Genomic DNA, 17,202 nt, shown 5'->3' with positions numbered 1-17,202 from the left:
GTCTTTATAAAATATGGTATAACACCGTGGTCTAGCTTAATTTGCCGTCATGACCGATTAGAATAACAGCTCCGTCAAACGGAAATAAAATAATTATTTAAGGAAAATACATGCGTATAGCACTTGTTGCAGCACTTGTGCTGACATCTGGTTTTGCCTTTGCCGATGAAGGCCAGTGGCAACCGTATCAAATGCCATCCATTGCCGACAAACTCCTGCAACGTGGTATTGATATTCCCGCATCACAACTGGCAGATTTGGGACAGTACCCAATGAATGCTGTCGTCAGTTTGGGGTATTGTACCGCCAGTTTTGTATCCCCCCAAGGCCTAGTTGTCACAAACCATCATTGTGCTTATCGCGGCATACAATATAACAGCAAAAAAGAACATAATTACCTCGCAGATGGCTTTTTAGCAAACACCCAAGCGGAAGAACCTTCTGCTGGGCCAAACGAACGCTTATACATTACCGAGGAAGTTACCAACGTGACCGATAGCGTTATGGCTAACTTAAGCACCGAACCTTTGGTACGCTTTGAAGATATCCAAGCGAATAAAAAAGCATTAATTAAAATCTGCGAATCAGATGACAACTACCGTTGCTCAGTTAACAGTTTTCACCACGGCTTAGAATATTATCTGACGAAACAGTTAATCATTCGAGATGTACGCTTGGTGTATGCGCCACCTAAAAGTATTGGCGGCTTTGGCGGCGATATCGACAATTATGAATACCCTCGTCATTCTGGCGATTTTACCTTTTTACGCGCCTATGTGGGTAAAGACGGTAAGCCTGCAACGTTTAAGAAAGGCAATGTGCCATATCAGCCTAAAAGCTACTTAAAAGTGAACGCAGACGGTGTAAAAGCAGGCGATGGTATTTTTGTGGCCGGTTATCCAGGCTCTACCAGCCGTTACAACTTAACCAGTGAGTTACAGTTTGCCAGTGATTGGATATATCCAACCTACGCAAAACGCTACCAGTTGCAAATTGATACCATTACCTTAATGGGCGATGTAGATAAAGATATCGCGCTTAAATATGCCGGCACTATGGCCTCAATGGCTAACCGGATGAAAAAGCTTAATGGCTTATTAGATGGCTTTAACGCCACTGATATTGTTGGTATTAAACAGCAACGTGAGAATGACTTTCTCGCTTGGCTTAAAAAAGATCCTGGTGCTAACCAAAATCTCATCAGTGATCTTGAAGCACTACTTGCTGAAAAACATCAGCAAATGCAAACCAATTATTTCTTTAAAAATGCCCAATCAAGCGAAATGCTTCAGGCTGCTAGCAAACTGTACCGTTTAGCTAAAGAAAGGAAGAAACCCAATGACCAACGTGAGTCAGGGTTTCAGCTGCGTGATATGAAAATGTTTAAAGCAGCACTTAAACGTATCGATAGCAGCTTCGATCCCGTGGTCGATAAAATTTTATGGTTACAAGACTTACAAGCCTATGTAAGACAACCGTTAAAAACTGAAGTGTTTGATAACGCCTTAAGCAGCTCAGACAATTTTGAACAGCTAGAGTCTAAAGTGGAAGGTTTGTATGCATTAACAGAGCTCACCGACCAAACTAAACGCCTAGCGTGGATGAGTAAAAGAGCTGAAGATTTTGAGATTAGCGATGACCCATTTATTCGTTTAGCGGTGGCCATTCATGACACCAATATGGCATTGGAAAAGAGCGAAAAGCTACTTGCAGGTAAATTGTCATCTGTTCGTCCTGAATATATGAAGGCGATTATTGATTATTACAAATCAAATAACTGGCCTGTATACCCTGATGCTAACCGCACATTACGTATTACCTACGGTATGGTTGATGGCTATCAATCTAAAGATGCATTATACAAGCAGCCATTTACTCGCTTAGCTGGCATCCTAGCCAAAAACACCGGTGAAGCACCGTATAATGCTCCCGCGAAACTGTTAGCGGCAATTAAAGCTGACGACTTAGGTAAACATCGCGTCACATCGGTATATAAGCAGCAAAGCAGTTGTCAATTTATGTCTTGTTTAGACAAGCCCGCCGATTTTAACTCTGTACCGGTTAACTTTTTATCAAGTGCTGACACTACTGGTGGTAACTCAGGCTCACCAGTGTTAAATGGTAAAGGTGAGTTAGTTGGTCTTAACTTCGACTCAACTTATGAAGCCATCACTAAAGACTGGTTCTTTAACCCAACGATTACCCGTGCCGTACATGTCGATATTCGCTACATTTTGTGGATGATGGACAAGGTCGATCACGCTGATAATTTGATAAAAGAGTTAACCTTAGTGACCAAGACTGAAGGAGAAGCAAAGGTAGCAACTGAAGTTACTGCCATAGCAACAACCGAAATATTGCCTGAAATTGCAACTGAAGCAGTAACAGTCGTCACACCCGAAGTGGCAACTGAGACACCAGCCAAAGTGGCAACTGAGACACCAGCCAAAGTGGCAACTGAGGCACCAGCCAAAGCGGTAACTGAAGTAGCGCCTGATGTTGCAATAGAAACTGCAACTGAAATACCTGCAGAAGCGGCAATTGAAGTTGCACCCGATGTTGCACCCGATGTTGCAATAAAAGCAGCGACTGAAGTTCCTACCAATGCAGTGGTTGCAGTAACACCAGAAGCATCTGCCGAAGTTACAACCAAAGCATCTGCTAAAGCCGGAGTTGTAGTCGTACCAGAAGCCGCTGCAGAAGTTACAACCAAAGTACAAGCCAAAGCGGCCGTTGTAGTAGCCCCTGAAGCAGCTGCCGAAGTTGCAACCAAAGCATCTGCTAAAGCCGGAGTTGTAGTCGTACCAGAAGCCACTGCAGAAGTTACAACCAAAGTACAAGCCAAAACGGCAGTTGTAGTAGCCCCTGAAGCAGCTGCCGGAGTTGCAACCAAAGCACCGGCCAAAGCGACTGTTGTAGTAGCGCCTGAAGCAGCGGCTAAAAAAGAACCAAACTAGCCCTGGTAAACAATATTCCAGTGACCATCAAATAGAGGTTCACTGGAATATTCTCTGGCATTGAAAGATCCTAAACAGCTGGCCATGCGGCCTAAACAGATGGTGTTAACAAGGCTAGTGATTAAATCGCAGACATAAAAAAACACCGCCCGGAGGCGGTGTTTTTTATGGAGCTAAACAGTAATTAAGCTTCTGCTACAATAGCAATCTTAACTACAGCTTTAACTTCAGCGTGTACTTGAACTTCAATTTCGAAGCTACCAGTAGTGCGTAAAGCACCTAAAGGTAAACGAACTTCAGATTTAGCAAGTGTTACGCCAGCTGCAGTAACTGCATCAGCGATATCACGGTTGCCAATTGATCCGAATAATTTACCTTCATCACCTGCTTTAGAAGCAATAACAACAGCTTCTAATGCAGTTAATTTATCAGCACGAGCTGTCGCAGTAGCTAATTCAGCAGCTAATTTAGCTTCTAATTCAGCACGACGAGCTTCAAATACTTCAGTGTTTGCTGTGTTTGCTACAACTGCTTTACCATAAGGTAAAAGGAAGTTACGAGCATAACCAGCTTTAACAGAAACTTGGTCGCCTAAGCTACCTAAGTTTGCAACTTTATCTAGCAAAATAACGTTCATTATCAAATCCTCAATATTCTGTTAGGAATAATTAATACTGCAATATTACTGATGTAAATCAGTATATGGCAGTAGAGAAAGATAACGAGCACGCTTGATAGCGCGAGCTAGTTGGCGTTGATATCTAGCACTGGTACCAGTGATACGGCTAGGAACAATCTTGCCGCTTTCAGTGATGTAGTTCTTTAAAGTAACGATATCTTTGTAATCAATCTCGACAACACCTTCAGCGGTGAAGCGACAGAACTTGCGACGACGGAAATAACGTGCCATTTTGACAGTCTCCTAAGTTTTCAATTCGACATTTTCAGCATGCAAGACTAAACGGTTTTGTCCATTTCGCCCTTGTTGTAGTGAAAGAAACCCTTCAACATCAACTTGCACACCTGCTTGTAATTTATTTGCTACGCTATCAAAGCGCGGACCACTTAATACCACTTGAATCAAACAGTAGACGTTTCTCAACATTTCTACTTCTTGTCGTTGTGATTTATGCTCTACCGTTATGACCACATGGGCTATACCGCTAGGGCTATCTAATCGTCTTGAACGAGTTATCGTTCCAGACAACATTAAGTGATTATTCACAAAAAATTATTCAGCGTTTTCTTCAGCGCTTTCTTCTACATTACGGTCATCAGAAGGTGAACGACGTGAATCACGTTCGTCTCTTGCTTTTGCCATAGGAGAAGCTTCAGTAACTGCAGCTTTAGTGCGCATTACCATGTTACGCAGAACAGCGTCGTTGAAACGGAAAGCTGTTTCTAGTTCTTCGATAGACTCTGCAGATGCTTCTACGTTCAAAAGAACATAGTGAGCTTTATGTAGGTCTTGGATCGGGTAAGCCAATTGACGACGGCCCCAATCTTCTAAACGGTGGACTGTACCATTAGCAGCGGTGATAACACCGGTGTAACGCTCAATCATACCAGGGACTTGTTCACTTTGATCTGGGTGAACCATAAATACGATTTCATAATGACGCATTTATTGCTCCTTACGGTTAAGTAGCCTCTTTTCTGGCTCAGTCAGACCAATGTGGAGGCAAGGAACGAATTAAAGTGACTGATTTGAGCGCGCGATGATACATAAAGTGCGCTATAAACTCAAGCACTAACTCACTCTTTTCAGCAATCTTGAATACAGGTATGATGGCGACAGTCCAAAATACCGCGTTTACGCCGTCAAGAATAAAACAGTCTAATGATAACCATGAAAAACATAGTCACAACATGCTGCCTCTTTTTATTGTCTGCTCCGGCATGGGCGTTAGTACCACCAGATTATCAAGAACCGCCTAGTAATTTTAATGCTGAAGTTGAAGCTGGTTTACAGCTAAACAGTGGTAACAACGAAACTAAAAACTTTAACGGCCGTACTTATTTAACTTACGACTCGCCAAGCACCAAACAAGAAGCGACATTAAAGGCTTATTATGCCTCTGATGGAAATGAGTCTACTGCGGAAAAGTACGAATTGTTTTTACAGTCTAACTATAAATTAGAGCGTGGTTATGTATTTGGTCGTGGTGAATTTACCTGGAACGAGTTTGGTTCTTATACCCGTATTTCTACTATTTCTACTGGTTACGGTTTTGACTTAATTAAAAACTATAAAACCAAATTGAGCCTTGAAGCCGGCCCAGGTTATCGTTACGACCAACCGCAAGCCAGTATTGCTGAGCCAAACCCTGATGAAAATCGTGATGTAATATTACGTTCAGCGGCTAAATATACGGTAAAATTGCAAGAATATACTAGCTTCAACGCCGACGTAACAGCCGAAACAGGTTTAGACAACAACACGTTAACCCTTGATATGAGTTATAAAAATACATTTATTCAAGATTGGGCATTTAAAATCGGTATGAACATCAAGTACACTGAAGTGGTGCCTGATGAAAGTAAAAACACTGATACAGTCACCACATTCAACTTGTTGTACACGTTTCAATAATTATTGATCGTAAATGAAGCGTAACAAGACAATCAATCAGTAGGGCTAACGTAGCCTTACTGAACCAATAAAGGCGCAGTTATGGACAGCCCGCTTCGCAGTTTTGCATCCTTATATAGCACCACTTTTTTAATGGTACTTGCTGCAGGTCTACTGACAACCTACCTGGGCTTAAGCCTGACCACCATGCAAGTGCCACAAATATGGATTGGTGGCATGATGTCTGCCTACTATATTGGTCTTGTGTGCGGTTCCAAAGTTGGCCATAAACTTATCGCTCAAGTTGGCCATATTCGTGCTTTTGTTGCCTGTGCTGGAATCGTCACCGCATCAGCACTGGGTCATGCCCTCATCGACAACTTAACCATATGGTTAGTATTGCGCCTTGCCGTTGGTATGGGAATGATGTGCCAATATATGGTGTTAGAAAGCTGGCTCAATGAACAGGCCGAAAATAATCAACGCGGCACCGTATTTGCCAGTTACATGATTGTATCTTATTTAGGGTTAATGGCTGGCCAGGGAGCCATTAGCTTATATCCTGATTTGGGCATAGAACCACTGCTGTTAATCGCCATATGTTTTGCATTATGCATTGTGCCTATTTCAATCACTCGAAGAATTCACCCAGAACCGTTAACGCCGGCACCATTACAAATGGGTCTGTATTGGAAACGAGCCCCTCAAGCCTTAACGACAATAGCGTTAGGAAGCATGATTGTAGGTTGTTTTTATGGTTTAGCGCCATCTTATGCGACTGCCAAAGGTATTGATCCTGAACATGTTGCACTCTACATGTCTTGTACCATTTTTGCCGGGTTGTTAGCCCAATGGCCAATGGGTAAATTATCTGACATTATTTCTCGTAGCTTATTAATTCGCATTAACTGTACGTTATTGGGGGTTATTGTATTAATTATTACTGTCGTTCCATTCCATTCAGTGTATTCATTAATATTAACCAGTTTATTTGGTATTTTAGCGTTCACCTTATACCCATTAGCAACTGCCTTAGCAAACTCACGCGTAGACCAACACGAACGAGTTGGACTGTCTGCCACTATATTAGTGACCTTCGGTATCGGAGCAAGTATTGGCCCCTTAGTTGCTTCTGGTTTAATGCAGGTCTTAGGTGACCAAATGCTGTATGGGTTTATGGCAATCTGTTCGTTTACCTTATTAGTAAGACTACTGTGGATTAATTTACGCCAAAAAGCCGAACAGACTGCCACTGGAGATTACATAATGGCAGGTGGTGATTTAGTCAGCTCGCCGTTGGCAGCATCATTCGATCCACGTGTGGATATAGAAATGGTCAACGAGCAAATGATCAATCCTGCCGAGGATGCATTTGATAGCGTGCCAGATTCAACCGACGATGAGCTTGAAGATGCCGATGAGCAAGCCGGTTATAATACTGCTTATGCTAGCGTAGTAAACGATGATAGTTTGGGGCATGAGGAATTGGATGACGAAGATGTCGATAATGAGATCGGTAGACGTTAATTGATGTCATAAATTGCATATATAAAGTGTATTTATTTAAAGTGCACTTGTTTAAACTGAGCGCATTAGCCGTTTTGAATTAATAAAAACGTTAAAGCAGTATGTAAAACACTCAATATCCTGAGCTCGAGATAATAAAAAACGGCGATTAATATCGCCGTTTTTTGATCGTATTCTTTGCTATTTTCGCTAGCAACAACGCTAATGGATAGGTGATTAACCTAAACGCTGTCTAACCGCTTCAAATAAGCAAACACCAGTGGCAACAGACACGTTGAGACTCGACACGCTTCCAGACATTGGAATCGATACAAGTGAATCACAACCTTCGCGTGATAAACGACGTAAACCTTTATCTTCCGCGCCCATAGCAATCGCTAGCGGCCCTTTGAGGTCTGCTTGGTATACATTACCTTCGGCTTCGCCTGCAGTACCTACAATCCAAACACCTTTATCTTGCAAGTGACGCATAGTACGAGCAAGGTTAGTCACTTGAAATAACGGTATGGTTTCTGCTGCGCCACAAGCAACTTTGCTTACGGTTGAGGTTAACCCTACTGAGTTATCTTTTGGTACGATAACCGCATGTACCCCAGCAGCATCAGCATTACGTAAACATGCGCCAAGGTTATGTGGATCAGTTACACCGTCTAAAATTAATAAGAAAGGCACTGCAGTTTTATCAAGTAACTCATCTAAATCTTTTTCAGTCAACGGCTTAACAGCCTTAACGCGAGCCACAATACCTTGGTGTTGTGAGCTACCCGCTTTATCATCTAACACTTTACGTGCTGCACGTTGTAGTGTTGTACCAAAGGTTGACGCTAGATTAATTAACGGGGTTAAGCGTTCGTCATCACGGCCTTGTAGTAGCCAAAGTTCAATGACACGTTCAGGGCTGTTATCTAACAAAGCTTGAACGGCGTGAATGCCAAAAATGGTATCTTGTTTTTTCATTTAATTACTTTCTCTTGCTGCGCTTGGCAGGGTTTTTCTTAACGCTAGAATCTGGTTTTGCTGCATCCGTTTTTTGTGCAACTGCAGAAGATTTTTTCACCGCCGCTGGTTTTGCTGCTGGAGATGAAGCTTTTCCGCTTGAACGACGCTTGCTGGCTTTAGGCTTATCAGACTTTGGTTTGTCAGACTTTGATTTATCAGACTTAGGCTTATCTGATTTAGGTTTGTCAGACTTTGCAGATGACTTACCTCGTGCTGACTTAGCGCCTTCAGCATTCACTCGTTGGCGCGCTGTTGTTGGCTTACTGCCTTTACGCGCTGTTTTACCCGCACCTTTAGTGTTGTCACCCACCATCAATAAATCAATTTGACGATCATCAAGATTCACCGCCGCAACTTTAACCGTCACAGGATCGCCTACTTGATATACTTGGCGAGAATTTTCACCAATTAACCGTTGGCGCATTGGATCAAATTGATAATAGTCACTGGCAAGACTTGAAATATGTACCAGCCCATCAATAAATAATTCGTTTAATCTGACAAATAACCCAAAGCTAGTGACTGAGGCAATAACCGCATCGAAAGTGTCGCCGACGTGATCTTGCATATATTCACATTTAAGCCAATCACTCACATCACGAGTTGCTTCATCTGCACGACGCTCAGTGGTGGAACATTCTTCACCTAATGCATCTAACTCTTCAATCTGGTAGAGATAACCACCATCTTGAGTCCATTTATCGTTAACATTGTCCTGCTCTTTTGCGAGTAAATATTTAATCACTCGATGCAAAACTAAGTCAGGATAACGACGAATTGGCGACGTAAAATGCGAATAAGCTTCTAATGCCAAACCAAAGTGACCTTCGTTGTCTGGGCTGTAAACGGCCTGGCGCATTGAGCGCAATAACATCACCTGAATTAACTCAAAGTCAGGACGGTCAGCAATTTTTAACATCAGATTTTGATAGTCAGTCGGGGTCGGCTCTAATCCGCCATCCATGCTTAAACCACGCTCAGCAAGAAACTCTTTAAAATTAGCCAGTTTTTGCTCTGATGGTGCTTCGTGAACACGATATAGCACTTCACCTTTGTGCTTTTTAACAAATTTCGCCGACGCCACGTTGGCTAAAATCATACATTCTTCAATGATTTTATGCGCTTGATTGCGACCTCTAGGGACAATTTTATCAATTTTACGTTGTTCATTAAAAATGAATTGCGTTTCTAGCGTTTCAAAAGCAATCGCCCCACGCTCTGCACGGCGCTCATCTAAGATCAGATATAACGACTGCAAACACAATAAATGCGGGAATAATGCTTCATGCTCAGGGGCAATTGCACCACCTTCTAGCATGTCGGCAACTTGGGTGTAGGTAAAACGTGCATGAGAGTGCATTACCGCGGGATAAAACTTAGTACCCGATAACTTACCCGCTGCAGAAATGGTCATTTCAGCAACCATACATAAACGGTCGACTTTTGGCTTTAATGAACACAAGCCATTAGATATTTTCTCAGGCAACATTGGGATAACTTGCGATGGGAAATATACCGAGTTACCACGTGAGCGCGCTTCAGTATCTAATGCTGAATCAGTGCGTACATAATGACTCACATCAGCAATTGCTACCCATAAACGCCAGCCACCACTTGGTTTTGCTTCAGCATACACCGCGTCATCAAAATCACGGGCATCTTCGCCATCAATAGTGACTAACGGTAAATGACGTAAATCGACGCGACCTAATTTATCTTCTTCGGTGACTTCGTCAGGAATACGTTTGAGTTTTTTCTCAATAATCGCTGACCAAGTATGTGGTAAATCATAATTACGTAACGCAATTTCAATTTCCATACCCGGTGCCATTGTCTTACCCAAGACTTCGGTCACTTTCGCTGCCGCTTTAACAAAACGACCAGGGCGACGGGTTAACTCAACCACGACAACATCACCGGCGCGCGCGCCTAGTGTATCTTCGCTGGCAATTAATATTTCTTGGGTGATGCGTCTGTCATCAGCAATAACAAAACCCATGCCGCCGTCGACGTGATAACGGCCAACTAATGCAGCTGTTCGCTCATGAACTAAGCGCACAATTCGTGCTTCGCGACGACCACGACGATCAGTACCTGCTTTTTGAGCAAGCACTTTATCGCCATGGAAATACATCAGCATATCGCGATTATTAATAAATAAATCGTCACCGCCTTCATCTGGCTTAAAAAAGCCGAATCCATCGCGATGGCCTAAAACGGTACCAGACAATAAATCCATCCGTTCAGGTAAGCCATAGCTTTGTCCGCGGGTAAAGACTAGCTGGCCATCACGCTCCATTGCACGTAAACGACGGCGGAGGGCTTCTAATGGCACTTCATCTGTAATGGATAATGCTTCAGCTATTTTATCGCGGGAAACAGGAGACTTTTGGGCGCGCAAGTATTCTAAAATATACTCACGGCTAGGAATAGGATTGTCGTACTTGTCTTGTTCTCTCTCAAAATGAGGATCGTTGATCATTCAATTTCCAAATAATTCGCTCCATATTTTGGAGCCTTTAACGTGTGTACAGCTGAGGCTGCTGTGCCCTGGCCACAATACTGGCGGGCATTTTTGCAGCGAGCATCTGCAGTAAAGACGAGGCCTTTTTCTGTTGGGCGTCGTCATCAAATATACTGTTATATAACCAATGATAGCCCAGTTCATAATCGGCAGGACTTCCGTAGCCTTCACCAAATAAATGAACCAGTGTCATTCTTGCGGTTAAATCCCCATTAGCTGCCGCAGGCAATACATATTGCACTGCACGATTGGGATCTTTAACCACTAGTTTACCGCGATAATAATAATCTGCCAATTTTACCATCGCTTCAGCGCTACCCTGCTCAGCAGAGGTTTGCAGCAGCGCCATGCCGCGAGAAGGATGAGCCTTGACACAAACACCGTTATTAAGCATTTCAGCCCATAAAAATTGGTACATGGGTTGCTGTAATACTTCAGCACGGGCTTCAATGTCTTGAACCAGCTGACAGTCGTCTGCTTTTACGCGTTGTAAATATTGATTTGAGCGGATGAGCGAAATCAATTGTTGATCGCTATAGATATCGACGGCTTCTGTCACCGCAAATACATTGATCGAAACCACACTCAACAACAATAAACAGATACGCAACATAAGGATTCTCAATGGCACTTTCATGACTTATCCATCGGCAGTATAGCGTATTTCTTGAATAGAAACTGTTACAACCGTTAATAGCATCCATTAAAAAGGCCGCTTATCGCGGCCTTTTTGGTTTACTTGAACGGACTCACCAAAATCATGGTTTCATTTCTGTCCGGCCCTGTAGAGATAATATCAATAGGCGTTTCTAATAACTCTTCGATACGCTTGATATAATTTATTGCCGCTGGAGGCAATTGCTCGATTGTTGTGGCACCAAAAGTGGTTTCACTCCAACCAGGCATGGTTTCGTATATTGGGGTAACTAAATCATAACCTTCTGCAGCCAAAGGCGTAACCTTTGAAACTGTTCCATCAGCATATTGATAGCCAACACAAATTTTAACTTCTTTTAGGCCGTCTAAAACGTCTAATTTAGTTAAACAAAAACCACTAACACTGTTGATTTGAACTGCGCGGCGCATTGCCACAGCATCTAACCAACCTGGACGACGCTTACGACCAGTTGTTGCACCAAACTCTTGGCCTTTCTCACCAATATAATCACCAATTTCATTGGCTAATTCTGTTGGGAAAGGACCAGCACCGACACGAGTCGTATAAGCTTTCATGATGCCTAAAACATAGTCTAAATGACGAGGACCAAAACCTGAACCGGTCGCAACACCACCAGCTGTCGTGTTTGATGAAGTCACAAATGGATAAGTACCGTGGTCGATATCCAATAATGTGCCTTGAGCGCCTTCAAAAAGAATTGGCTCACCCGCTTTACGAGCAACATCAAGCATTTCGCTAACATCAGTACACATGCTTTTTAGATAATCAGCAATCGCTAATGCATCATCAAGTGTTTGCTGGTAATCAACGGCTTCAACTTTGTAGTACTCAGTTAGCATGAAGTTATGATATTTCATCACTTCTTGTAACTTAGTCGCAAAAAGTTCTGCATTAAACAAATCACCGATGCGTAAACCGCGACGAGAAACTTTGTCTTCATATGCAGGACCAATACCACGACCAGTTGTACCAATGGCTTTATTACCGCGAGCTTTCTCGCGAGCAACATCCAATGCACAATGGAATGGAAGGATAAGCGGACATGCTTCAGAAATTAATAAACGCTCTTCGACAGGTACGCCGCGTCCTTTTAGCATGTTGATTTCTTTCATCAACGCATCAGGAGCAACAACCACACCATTACCGATAATACATTTTACGTTATCACGTAAAATGCCTGACGGAATAAGATGAAGAACGGTTTTTTCACCATCAATTACCAAAGTATGACCAGCATTATGACCGCCTTGGTAACGAACTACGTATTTTGCCTGTTCTGTTAAAAGGTCGACAATCTTACCTTTGCCTTCGTCACCCCATTGAGTGCCGAGTACGACTACATTTTTGCCCATTATTAGCTGCAACGTCTTGTGGTATAAAATAGAATTTTAACAGATTTTAGGGGGTTATAGGCAAGTGTTTTATTGAAAAATGATCAATAAAACAATTCCTGCAGTAACTAAACATCCACCTAAGCGTCTGAGAACATTTTGCTTTTGTGTAGAAAGCTCTAATAAATATTTTTGCCACTTGTTAGGAAAAAGTAACGGACCAAGCCCTTCAATAATTAAAACTAAGCCAAATGCGGTCATTAACAATGGTAAATTCATGTTTTAGCCTCTTTTTAACTGATACCAATTCCATTAATTATGTAACCTCAACTCGGCATATAAATGAGGTTACATCATTATAAAAATTAAAGCTTAGTCATTAGCCACTATCAAACTTGTCATTTATTTTACTAACAAGGCAAATTGACGCGTCAATAGCTGGCCTATTGCAAGCCTGCTTGTATAAAGAATAACGCAGTTAGCAAGACAAAGGACTGCTTGCGAGGCGTTTGTTATCTCAAGTTCAGGCTATGTACCTTTCAGCCGATGTTTCTGGCCTATTCACATTGATGCTATACAACATCATTAACCCACACTGCACATTTTACACGATAAATTTTAGACAATAAAAAACCCAGCAAATGCTGGGTTTTTTGAATCCAAAAAACGAATTAACGCTTAGAGAACTGTGGCTTACGACGTGCTTTACGTAGACCAACTTTCTTACGTTCAACTTTACGTGCATCACGGGTAACAAAACCAGCGCTACGTAGAGTAGGACGTAAAGCTTCATCTAGTTGCAATAATGCACGGGTAATACCGTGACGAATTGCACCAGCTTGGCCAGTAGTACCACCGCCCTTTACAGTTACATAGATGTCTAACTTATCAGTCATTTCAACTAATTCTAATGGTTGACGAACAACCATACGAGCAGTTTCACGACCAAAATATACATCCAAAGGACGTTGGTTTACAACGATATTGCCACTACCTGCTTTAGCGAAAACGCGAGCTGTAGATGTTTTGCGACGGCCAGTGCCGTAGTACTGAGTTGCAGACATTTGCTTACTCCTCCCGTTTAGATATCAAGAACTTGTGGTTGTTGTGCAGCGTGGTTATGTTCTGTGCCAGCGTAAACTTTAAGCTTACGGAACATGGCACGGCCCAAAGGACCTTTTGGTAACATACCCTTAACTGCTTTCTCGATGATCATTTCAGGCTTATGAGCTTGAAGCTTCTCAAAGCTGATTTGCTTAATGCCACCAATGAAGCCTGAATGAGAGTAGTAAATCTTACCAGCAGCTTTATTACCAGTTACAGTCACTTTTTCAGCATTGATAACGATGATATAATCACCAGTGTCAACGTGTGGAGTGTATTCTGGCTTATGCTTGCCACGTAAGCGAGTTGCGATTTCAGTTGCGATACGGCCTAAAGTTTTGCCTTCAGCGTCAACAACAAACCAGTCACGAGTTACAGTTTCTGGTGTAGCAGTAAAAGTCTTCATTATTACAAAAACCCAAAGTTAATTTTCTGTCTCACATGCTGACTGCAGGTTGCAATCAACACAAAATTACCGATTCTTGCCCCTTCGAACATGAATATTGGCTTACAACTTCCGCCCAAATTGGCGGATTAACGCGGGCAGGTCGCAGATTATACGCAAAGCCACAGCAAAGATCACCTGCTTTCTGATAATATTTCAAATAAACTACTCAATGAGTGCTGAACAAAATATGCCCGAGTTTTCAAAAAGTACCGTTTGCAGGCTTAAGGTAAATGTTCCAGCGCCAGATACTCTCTTGATTGCATTTCAATCAGCCTTGAACGACAGCGTCTGAACTCAAAATTTAGCTGGCCATCGGTATAAATATGTTCCAATTCGACTTGGGCTGAAATAATCAATTTGACATTTCTTTCGTAGAATTCATCGACCATGGCTAAGAAGCGTCTGGCAATATCATCACCCGTTTGCTGCGATCCCATTTGCTCTAAACCACTCACCAGCACGGTATGATAGAGGCAAGCCATTTCCATGTAGTCACGTTGCGAGCGAGGCCCATCACATAAATCACGGAAGTTTATTAATAGTACTCCTTGTGACTGTTGACGAATACGAATTGCACGCCCATCAACTTCTATAGAAGTGGTAAGCTTTTCAGATTCCGGCGCAAGTTGGTCAAAATAATGTATTAGATTGATGTCAGCTTGTTCATCGAGGGGATAATGATAAATCTCCGCCTGCTCTAAAGTTCGCAAACGGTAATCAATTCCAGAATCGACATTTAAGACTTCACAGTGCTGATTAATCAAGGCAATGGCAGGTAAAAAACGCACTCGTTGTAAGCCATTTTTATATAATTCATCAGGAATGATGTTTGAGGTGGCCACGAGGGCAACCCCTTCTTTAAATAATGCTTGAAATAACGTCCCTAACAGCATGGCATCGGTGATATCTGACACAAAGAATTCATCGAAACAGATGATTTGATATTGTGACGCCATCTTTTTAGCGATAGTAAGCAGAGGATCTTGTACGCCTTTGAGTTCACCTAAGTCATGGTGAATTTGATGCATGAATCGATGGAAATGAGCGCGTAATTTTAGCTCTGTAGGCAATGCATCAAAAAAGGTGTCCATTAGATAGGTTTTACCCCGGCCAACCCCCCCCCAAAGATACAAACCTTTTACTGGTGGAGGTGTAGACTTAATCCCTATTGCGCTAAACAATTTACTGACGCCAGATGCGGGTTTAGCAGCGACAATCAATTCATCATAGACTCGCTGTAGTGACTTAACCGCTTGTTCTTGTGCGGCATCATGTGAAAAATCATCTCGGGTAAGGTCTTGCTGATAATGCTGCCAAGGGGTTAACTGCGACACGATTACGACTCTCTTGCATCAAATAATTGCTGCGAATAATAACATTAAATAATAAATACGAGTAATGGCTTCAACGGATCAAATTAACCTTTGTTAATAAAAATGGAACTAACACGATGATCGTTACTCTGATTGATTAACGTAAATTTGCTAATTGTTTGCTTATCATTGTGCTGACTTGCTCGCCATTGTAGAACATCATTAAACAAGCTCACGACAACACACTAACAAAAATGATTAACGATATTTAACTTTGAAATCATGCCATCAAGCCACATATTTTATGTTATCAAGCTTGAATGCATACAGGAGCTATCCATAGATGAAAACCAAATTAAGCTTACTTTCTGCCGCGTTATTAACTGCATCGTTAGCCATGACACCCACGCTATCATTTGCTGCCATTCCACAAGCTGTCGACGGGCAAGCCATTCCTAGCTTAGCACCAATGTTAGAACGGACAACGCCAGCTGTTGTGTCGGTAGCAGTATCGGGTACCCAAGTTTCCAAGCAACGCGTACCAGATGTGTTTCGTTACTTCTTCGGTCCAAATGCACCACAAGAACAAGTTCAGGAACGTCCTTTTAGAGGTTTAGGTTCAGGGGTTATTATTGATGCCGACAAAGGCTACATCATAACCAATAATCATGTCATTAATGGCGCTGACGACATTCAAATAGGCTTACACGACGGTCGTGAAGTTACAGCTAAGCTAATCGGTGCAGATAAAGAATCAGACATTGCCCTGCTTCAAATTGAAGCAAAAAACTTAATTGCTATTAAACAAACTGATTCTGACGAAATTCGCGTCGGTGATTTTGCTGTGGCCATTGGTAACCCATTTGGTCTTGGACAAACCGTCACGTCAGGGATAGTCAGCGCGCTAGGCCGCAGTGGTTTAGGCATTGAAATGCTAGAAAACTTTATCCAAACCGATGCCGCTATAAATAGTGGTAACTCGGGCGGTGCATTAGTTAACTTAAAAGGTGAACTCATCGGAATTAACACCGCAATCGTGGCCCCTAATGGTGGTAACGTCGGTATTGGTTTCGCGATTCCTGCCAATATGGTTAATAACCTTGTTGATCAAATTATTGAACACGGTGAAGTAAGACGTGGCGTACTCGGAGTATCAGGACGAGACCTTGACAATGAACTTGCTAAAGCCTTTGGTTTAGACACTCAGCATGGTGGCTTTGTGAATGAAGTTATGCCAAAAAGTTCAGCTGACAAAGCCGGACTAAAAGCGGGTGACATTATTACCAGCCTGAATGGCCGCAGCATTAAGACTTTCCAAGAACTGCGCGCAAAAGTTGCCACTATGGGCGCGGGTGCAGAAGTAGAGTTTGGGATTATTCGTGACGGTGATAAAAAGACCATCAAAGCAACTTTAGGTGAAGCGGATAAAGTCGAGGCAGAAGCGGGTAACGTACACCCTATGTTACAAGGCGCAACCTTAGAAGACAGCAAGAAAGGCATCCAGATCACTGAGATTGCTCAAGGCTCACCAGCTGCAATGAGCGGTTTGCAAAAAGGAGACTTAATTGTGGGACTTAACCGCAACAAAGTGACCAGTCTTAAAACATTAAAAGAAATGTTGAAAGACAATCAAAGCTCTGTAGCGCTAAAAATATTACGTGACAATAACTTGCTCTACCTAGTTTTACGTTAATATTGTCAAACCACTAGAATCGCACTCGATAACAACCATGAGTTTATTGAGTGTG

At 42.4% G+C, this 17,202-nt stretch carries 15 protein-coding genes and 1 pseudogene; 4 read left to right on the top strand and 12 right to left on the bottom strand.

The window, feature by feature from the left end:
* Positions 1–110: 110 nt before the first annotated feature.
* Positions 111–2,294: pseudogene (locus HNW13_RS20070) on the top strand (S46 family peptidase); the annotation flags it as partial.
* A gap of 847 nt (positions 2,295–3,141) precedes the next feature.
* On the opposite strand, the gene rplI reads toward HNW13_RS20070, so the two are convergent.
* The 4 genes from rplI to rpsF are packed head-to-tail and all read right to left on the bottom strand — an operon-like array spanning position 3,142 to position 4,581.
* Positions 3,142–3,594, bottom strand: coding sequence for a 50S ribosomal protein L9 (gene rplI / locus HNW13_RS20065; RefSeq protein WP_101085204.1), 453 nt, complete (start codon positions 3,592–3,594; stop codon positions 3,142–3,144).
* Positions 3,595–3,639: 45 nt separating this feature from the next.
* Positions 3,640–3,867, bottom strand: a complete 228-nt coding sequence (gene rpsR, locus HNW13_RS20060) for a 30S ribosomal protein S18 (RefSeq protein ID WP_101085203.1) — start codon at positions 3,865–3,867, stop codon at positions 3,640–3,642.
* Between the two features lie 12 nt (positions 3,868–3,879).
* On the bottom strand, positions 3,880–4,167 hold the full coding sequence (priB, locus tag HNW13_RS20055; protein WP_011638788.1) for a primosomal replication protein N: 288 nt from the start codon (positions 4,165–4,167) through the stop codon (positions 3,880–3,882).
* A 21-nt stretch (positions 4,168–4,188) separates the two neighbouring features.
* Positions 4,189–4,581: a 30S ribosomal protein S6 gene (gene rpsF / locus HNW13_RS20050; RefSeq protein WP_011638789.1), complete on the bottom strand. Its 393-nt coding sequence runs from the start codon at positions 4,579–4,581 to the stop codon at positions 4,189–4,191.
* A gap of 216 nt (positions 4,582–4,797) precedes the next feature.
* Between rpsF and HNW13_RS20045 the strand changes: the two genes are divergently transcribed.
* Both HNW13_RS20045 and HNW13_RS20040 read left to right on the top strand, forming a co-directional pair.
* Positions 4,798–5,550 carry a DUF481 domain-containing protein gene (locus HNW13_RS20045; protein WP_174839655.1) on the top strand — a complete coding sequence of 251 codons (753 nt, stop codon included), beginning with the start codon at positions 4,798–4,800 and terminating at the stop codon, positions 5,548–5,550.
* Between the two features lie 81 nt (positions 5,551–5,631).
* Entirely contained in the window at positions 5,632–7,056 is a 1,425-nt protein-coding gene (locus HNW13_RS20040; RefSeq protein WP_192114196.1) for an MFS transporter, read from the top strand.
* 216 nt (positions 7,057–7,272) lie between these two features.
* Here the strand turns inward: HNW13_RS20040 and rlmB are convergent, their stop codons facing one another.
* The 8 genes from rlmB to zapE form a co-directional block, all read right to left on the bottom strand.
* Complete coding sequence (gene rlmB, locus HNW13_RS20035) at positions 7,273–8,013, bottom strand: 23S rRNA (guanosine(2251)-2'-O)-methyltransferase RlmB (RefSeq protein WP_011638792.1); 741 nt, start codon at positions 8,011–8,013, stop codon at positions 7,273–7,275.
* A 4-nt stretch (positions 8,014–8,017) separates the two neighbouring features.
* Positions 8,018–10,537 (bottom strand): ribonuclease R, encoded by a 2,520-nt coding sequence (gene rnr, locus HNW13_RS20030; RefSeq protein ID WP_192114195.1) that lies wholly within the window; start codon positions 10,535–10,537, stop codon positions 8,018–8,020.
* Between the two features lie 37 nt (positions 10,538–10,574).
* Positions 10,575–11,216 carry an SEL1-like repeat protein gene (locus HNW13_RS20025; RefSeq protein ID WP_101085198.1) on the bottom strand — a complete coding sequence of 214 codons (642 nt, stop codon included), beginning with the start codon at positions 11,214–11,216 and terminating at the stop codon, positions 10,575–10,577.
* Positions 11,217–11,314: 98 nt separating this feature from the next.
* A complete protein-coding gene (locus HNW13_RS20020) occupies positions 11,315–12,610 on the bottom strand; it encodes an adenylosuccinate synthase (protein WP_101085197.1) in 1,296 nt (431 codons plus the stop codon).
* A 69-nt stretch (positions 12,611–12,679) separates the two neighbouring features.
* Positions 12,680–12,868, bottom strand: coding sequence for a DUF2065 domain-containing protein (locus HNW13_RS20015; protein ID WP_011638796.1), 189 nt, complete (start codon positions 12,866–12,868; stop codon positions 12,680–12,682).
* 392 nt (positions 12,869–13,260) lie between these two features.
* Positions 13,261–13,653, bottom strand: a complete 393-nt coding sequence (gene rpsI, locus HNW13_RS20010) for a 30S ribosomal protein S9 (protein WP_011494965.1) — start codon at positions 13,651–13,653, stop codon at positions 13,261–13,263.
* Between the two features lie 17 nt (positions 13,654–13,670).
* On the bottom strand, positions 13,671–14,099 hold the full coding sequence (gene rplM / locus HNW13_RS20005) for a 50S ribosomal protein L13 (protein WP_011638797.1): 429 nt from the start codon (positions 14,097–14,099) through the stop codon (positions 13,671–13,673).
* A 263-nt stretch (positions 14,100–14,362) separates the two neighbouring features.
* Positions 14,363–15,475 (bottom strand): cell division protein ZapE, encoded by a 1,113-nt coding sequence (gene zapE, locus HNW13_RS20000; protein WP_162023888.1) that lies wholly within the window; start codon positions 15,473–15,475, stop codon positions 14,363–14,365.
* Positions 15,476–15,797: 322 nt separating this feature from the next.
* Here zapE and degQ point away from each other — a divergent pair, with 322 nt between their 5' ends.
* A complete protein-coding gene (degQ, locus tag HNW13_RS19995) occupies positions 15,798–17,147 on the top strand; it encodes a Do family serine endopeptidase DegQ (RefSeq protein ID WP_162023889.1) in 1,350 nt (449 codons plus the stop codon).
* Positions 17,148–17,202: the final 55 nt, after the last annotated feature.

Source organism: Shewanella sp. BF02_Schw (genome assembly GCF_014596695.2).
Classification (GTDB): domain Bacteria; phylum Pseudomonadota; class Gammaproteobacteria; order Enterobacterales; family Shewanellaceae; genus Shewanella.
This window is presented reverse-complemented; position numbering and strand designations above follow the sequence as displayed.

Bases quoted from the DNA above. Each gene is read 5' to 3' on its own strand.
- rplI (WP_101085204.1), bottom strand. From the start codon at position 3,594: ATGAACGTTATTTTGCTAGATAAAGTTGCAAACTTAGGTAGCTTAGGC.
- rpsR (WP_101085203.1), bottom strand. From the start codon at position 3,867: ATGGCACGTTATTTCCGTCGTCGCAAGTTCTGTCGCTTCACCGCTGAA.
- priB (WP_011638788.1), bottom strand. From the start codon at position 4,167: ATGTTGTCTGGAACGATAACTCGTTCAAGACGATTAGATAGCCCTAGC.
- rpsF (WP_011638789.1), bottom strand. From the start codon at position 4,581: ATGCGTCATTATGAAATCGTATTTATGGTTCACCCAGATCAAAGTGAA.
- HNW13_RS20045 (WP_174839655.1), top strand. From the start codon at position 4,798: ATGATAACCATGAAAAACATAGTCACAACATGCTGCCTCTTTTTATTG.
- HNW13_RS20040 (WP_192114196.1), top strand. From the start codon at position 5,632: ATGGACAGCCCGCTTCGCAGTTTTGCATCCTTATATAGCACCACTTTT.
- rlmB (WP_011638792.1), bottom strand. From the start codon at position 8,013: ATGAAAAAACAAGATACCATTTTTGGCATTCACGCCGTTCAAGCTTTG.
- rnr (WP_192114195.1), bottom strand. From the start codon at position 10,537: ATGATCAACGATCCTCATTTTGAGAGAGAACAAGACAAGTACGACAAT.
- HNW13_RS20025 (WP_101085198.1), bottom strand. From the start codon at position 11,216: ATGAAAGTGCCATTGAGAATCCTTATGTTGCGTATCTGTTTATTGTTG.
- HNW13_RS20020 (WP_101085197.1), bottom strand. From the start codon at position 12,610: ATGGGCAAAAATGTAGTCGTACTCGGCACTCAATGGGGTGACGAAGGC.
- HNW13_RS20015 (WP_011638796.1), bottom strand. From the start codon at position 12,868: ATGAATTTACCATTGTTAATGACCGCATTTGGCTTAGTTTTAATTATT.
- rpsI (WP_011494965.1), bottom strand. From the start codon at position 13,653: ATGTCTGCAACTCAGTACTACGGCACTGGCCGTCGCAAAACATCTACA.
- rplM (WP_011638797.1), bottom strand. From the start codon at position 14,099: ATGAAGACTTTTACTGCTACACCAGAAACTGTAACTCGTGACTGGTTT.
- degQ (WP_162023889.1), top strand. From the start codon at position 15,798: ATGAAAACCAAATTAAGCTTACTTTCTGCCGCGTTATTAACTGCATCG.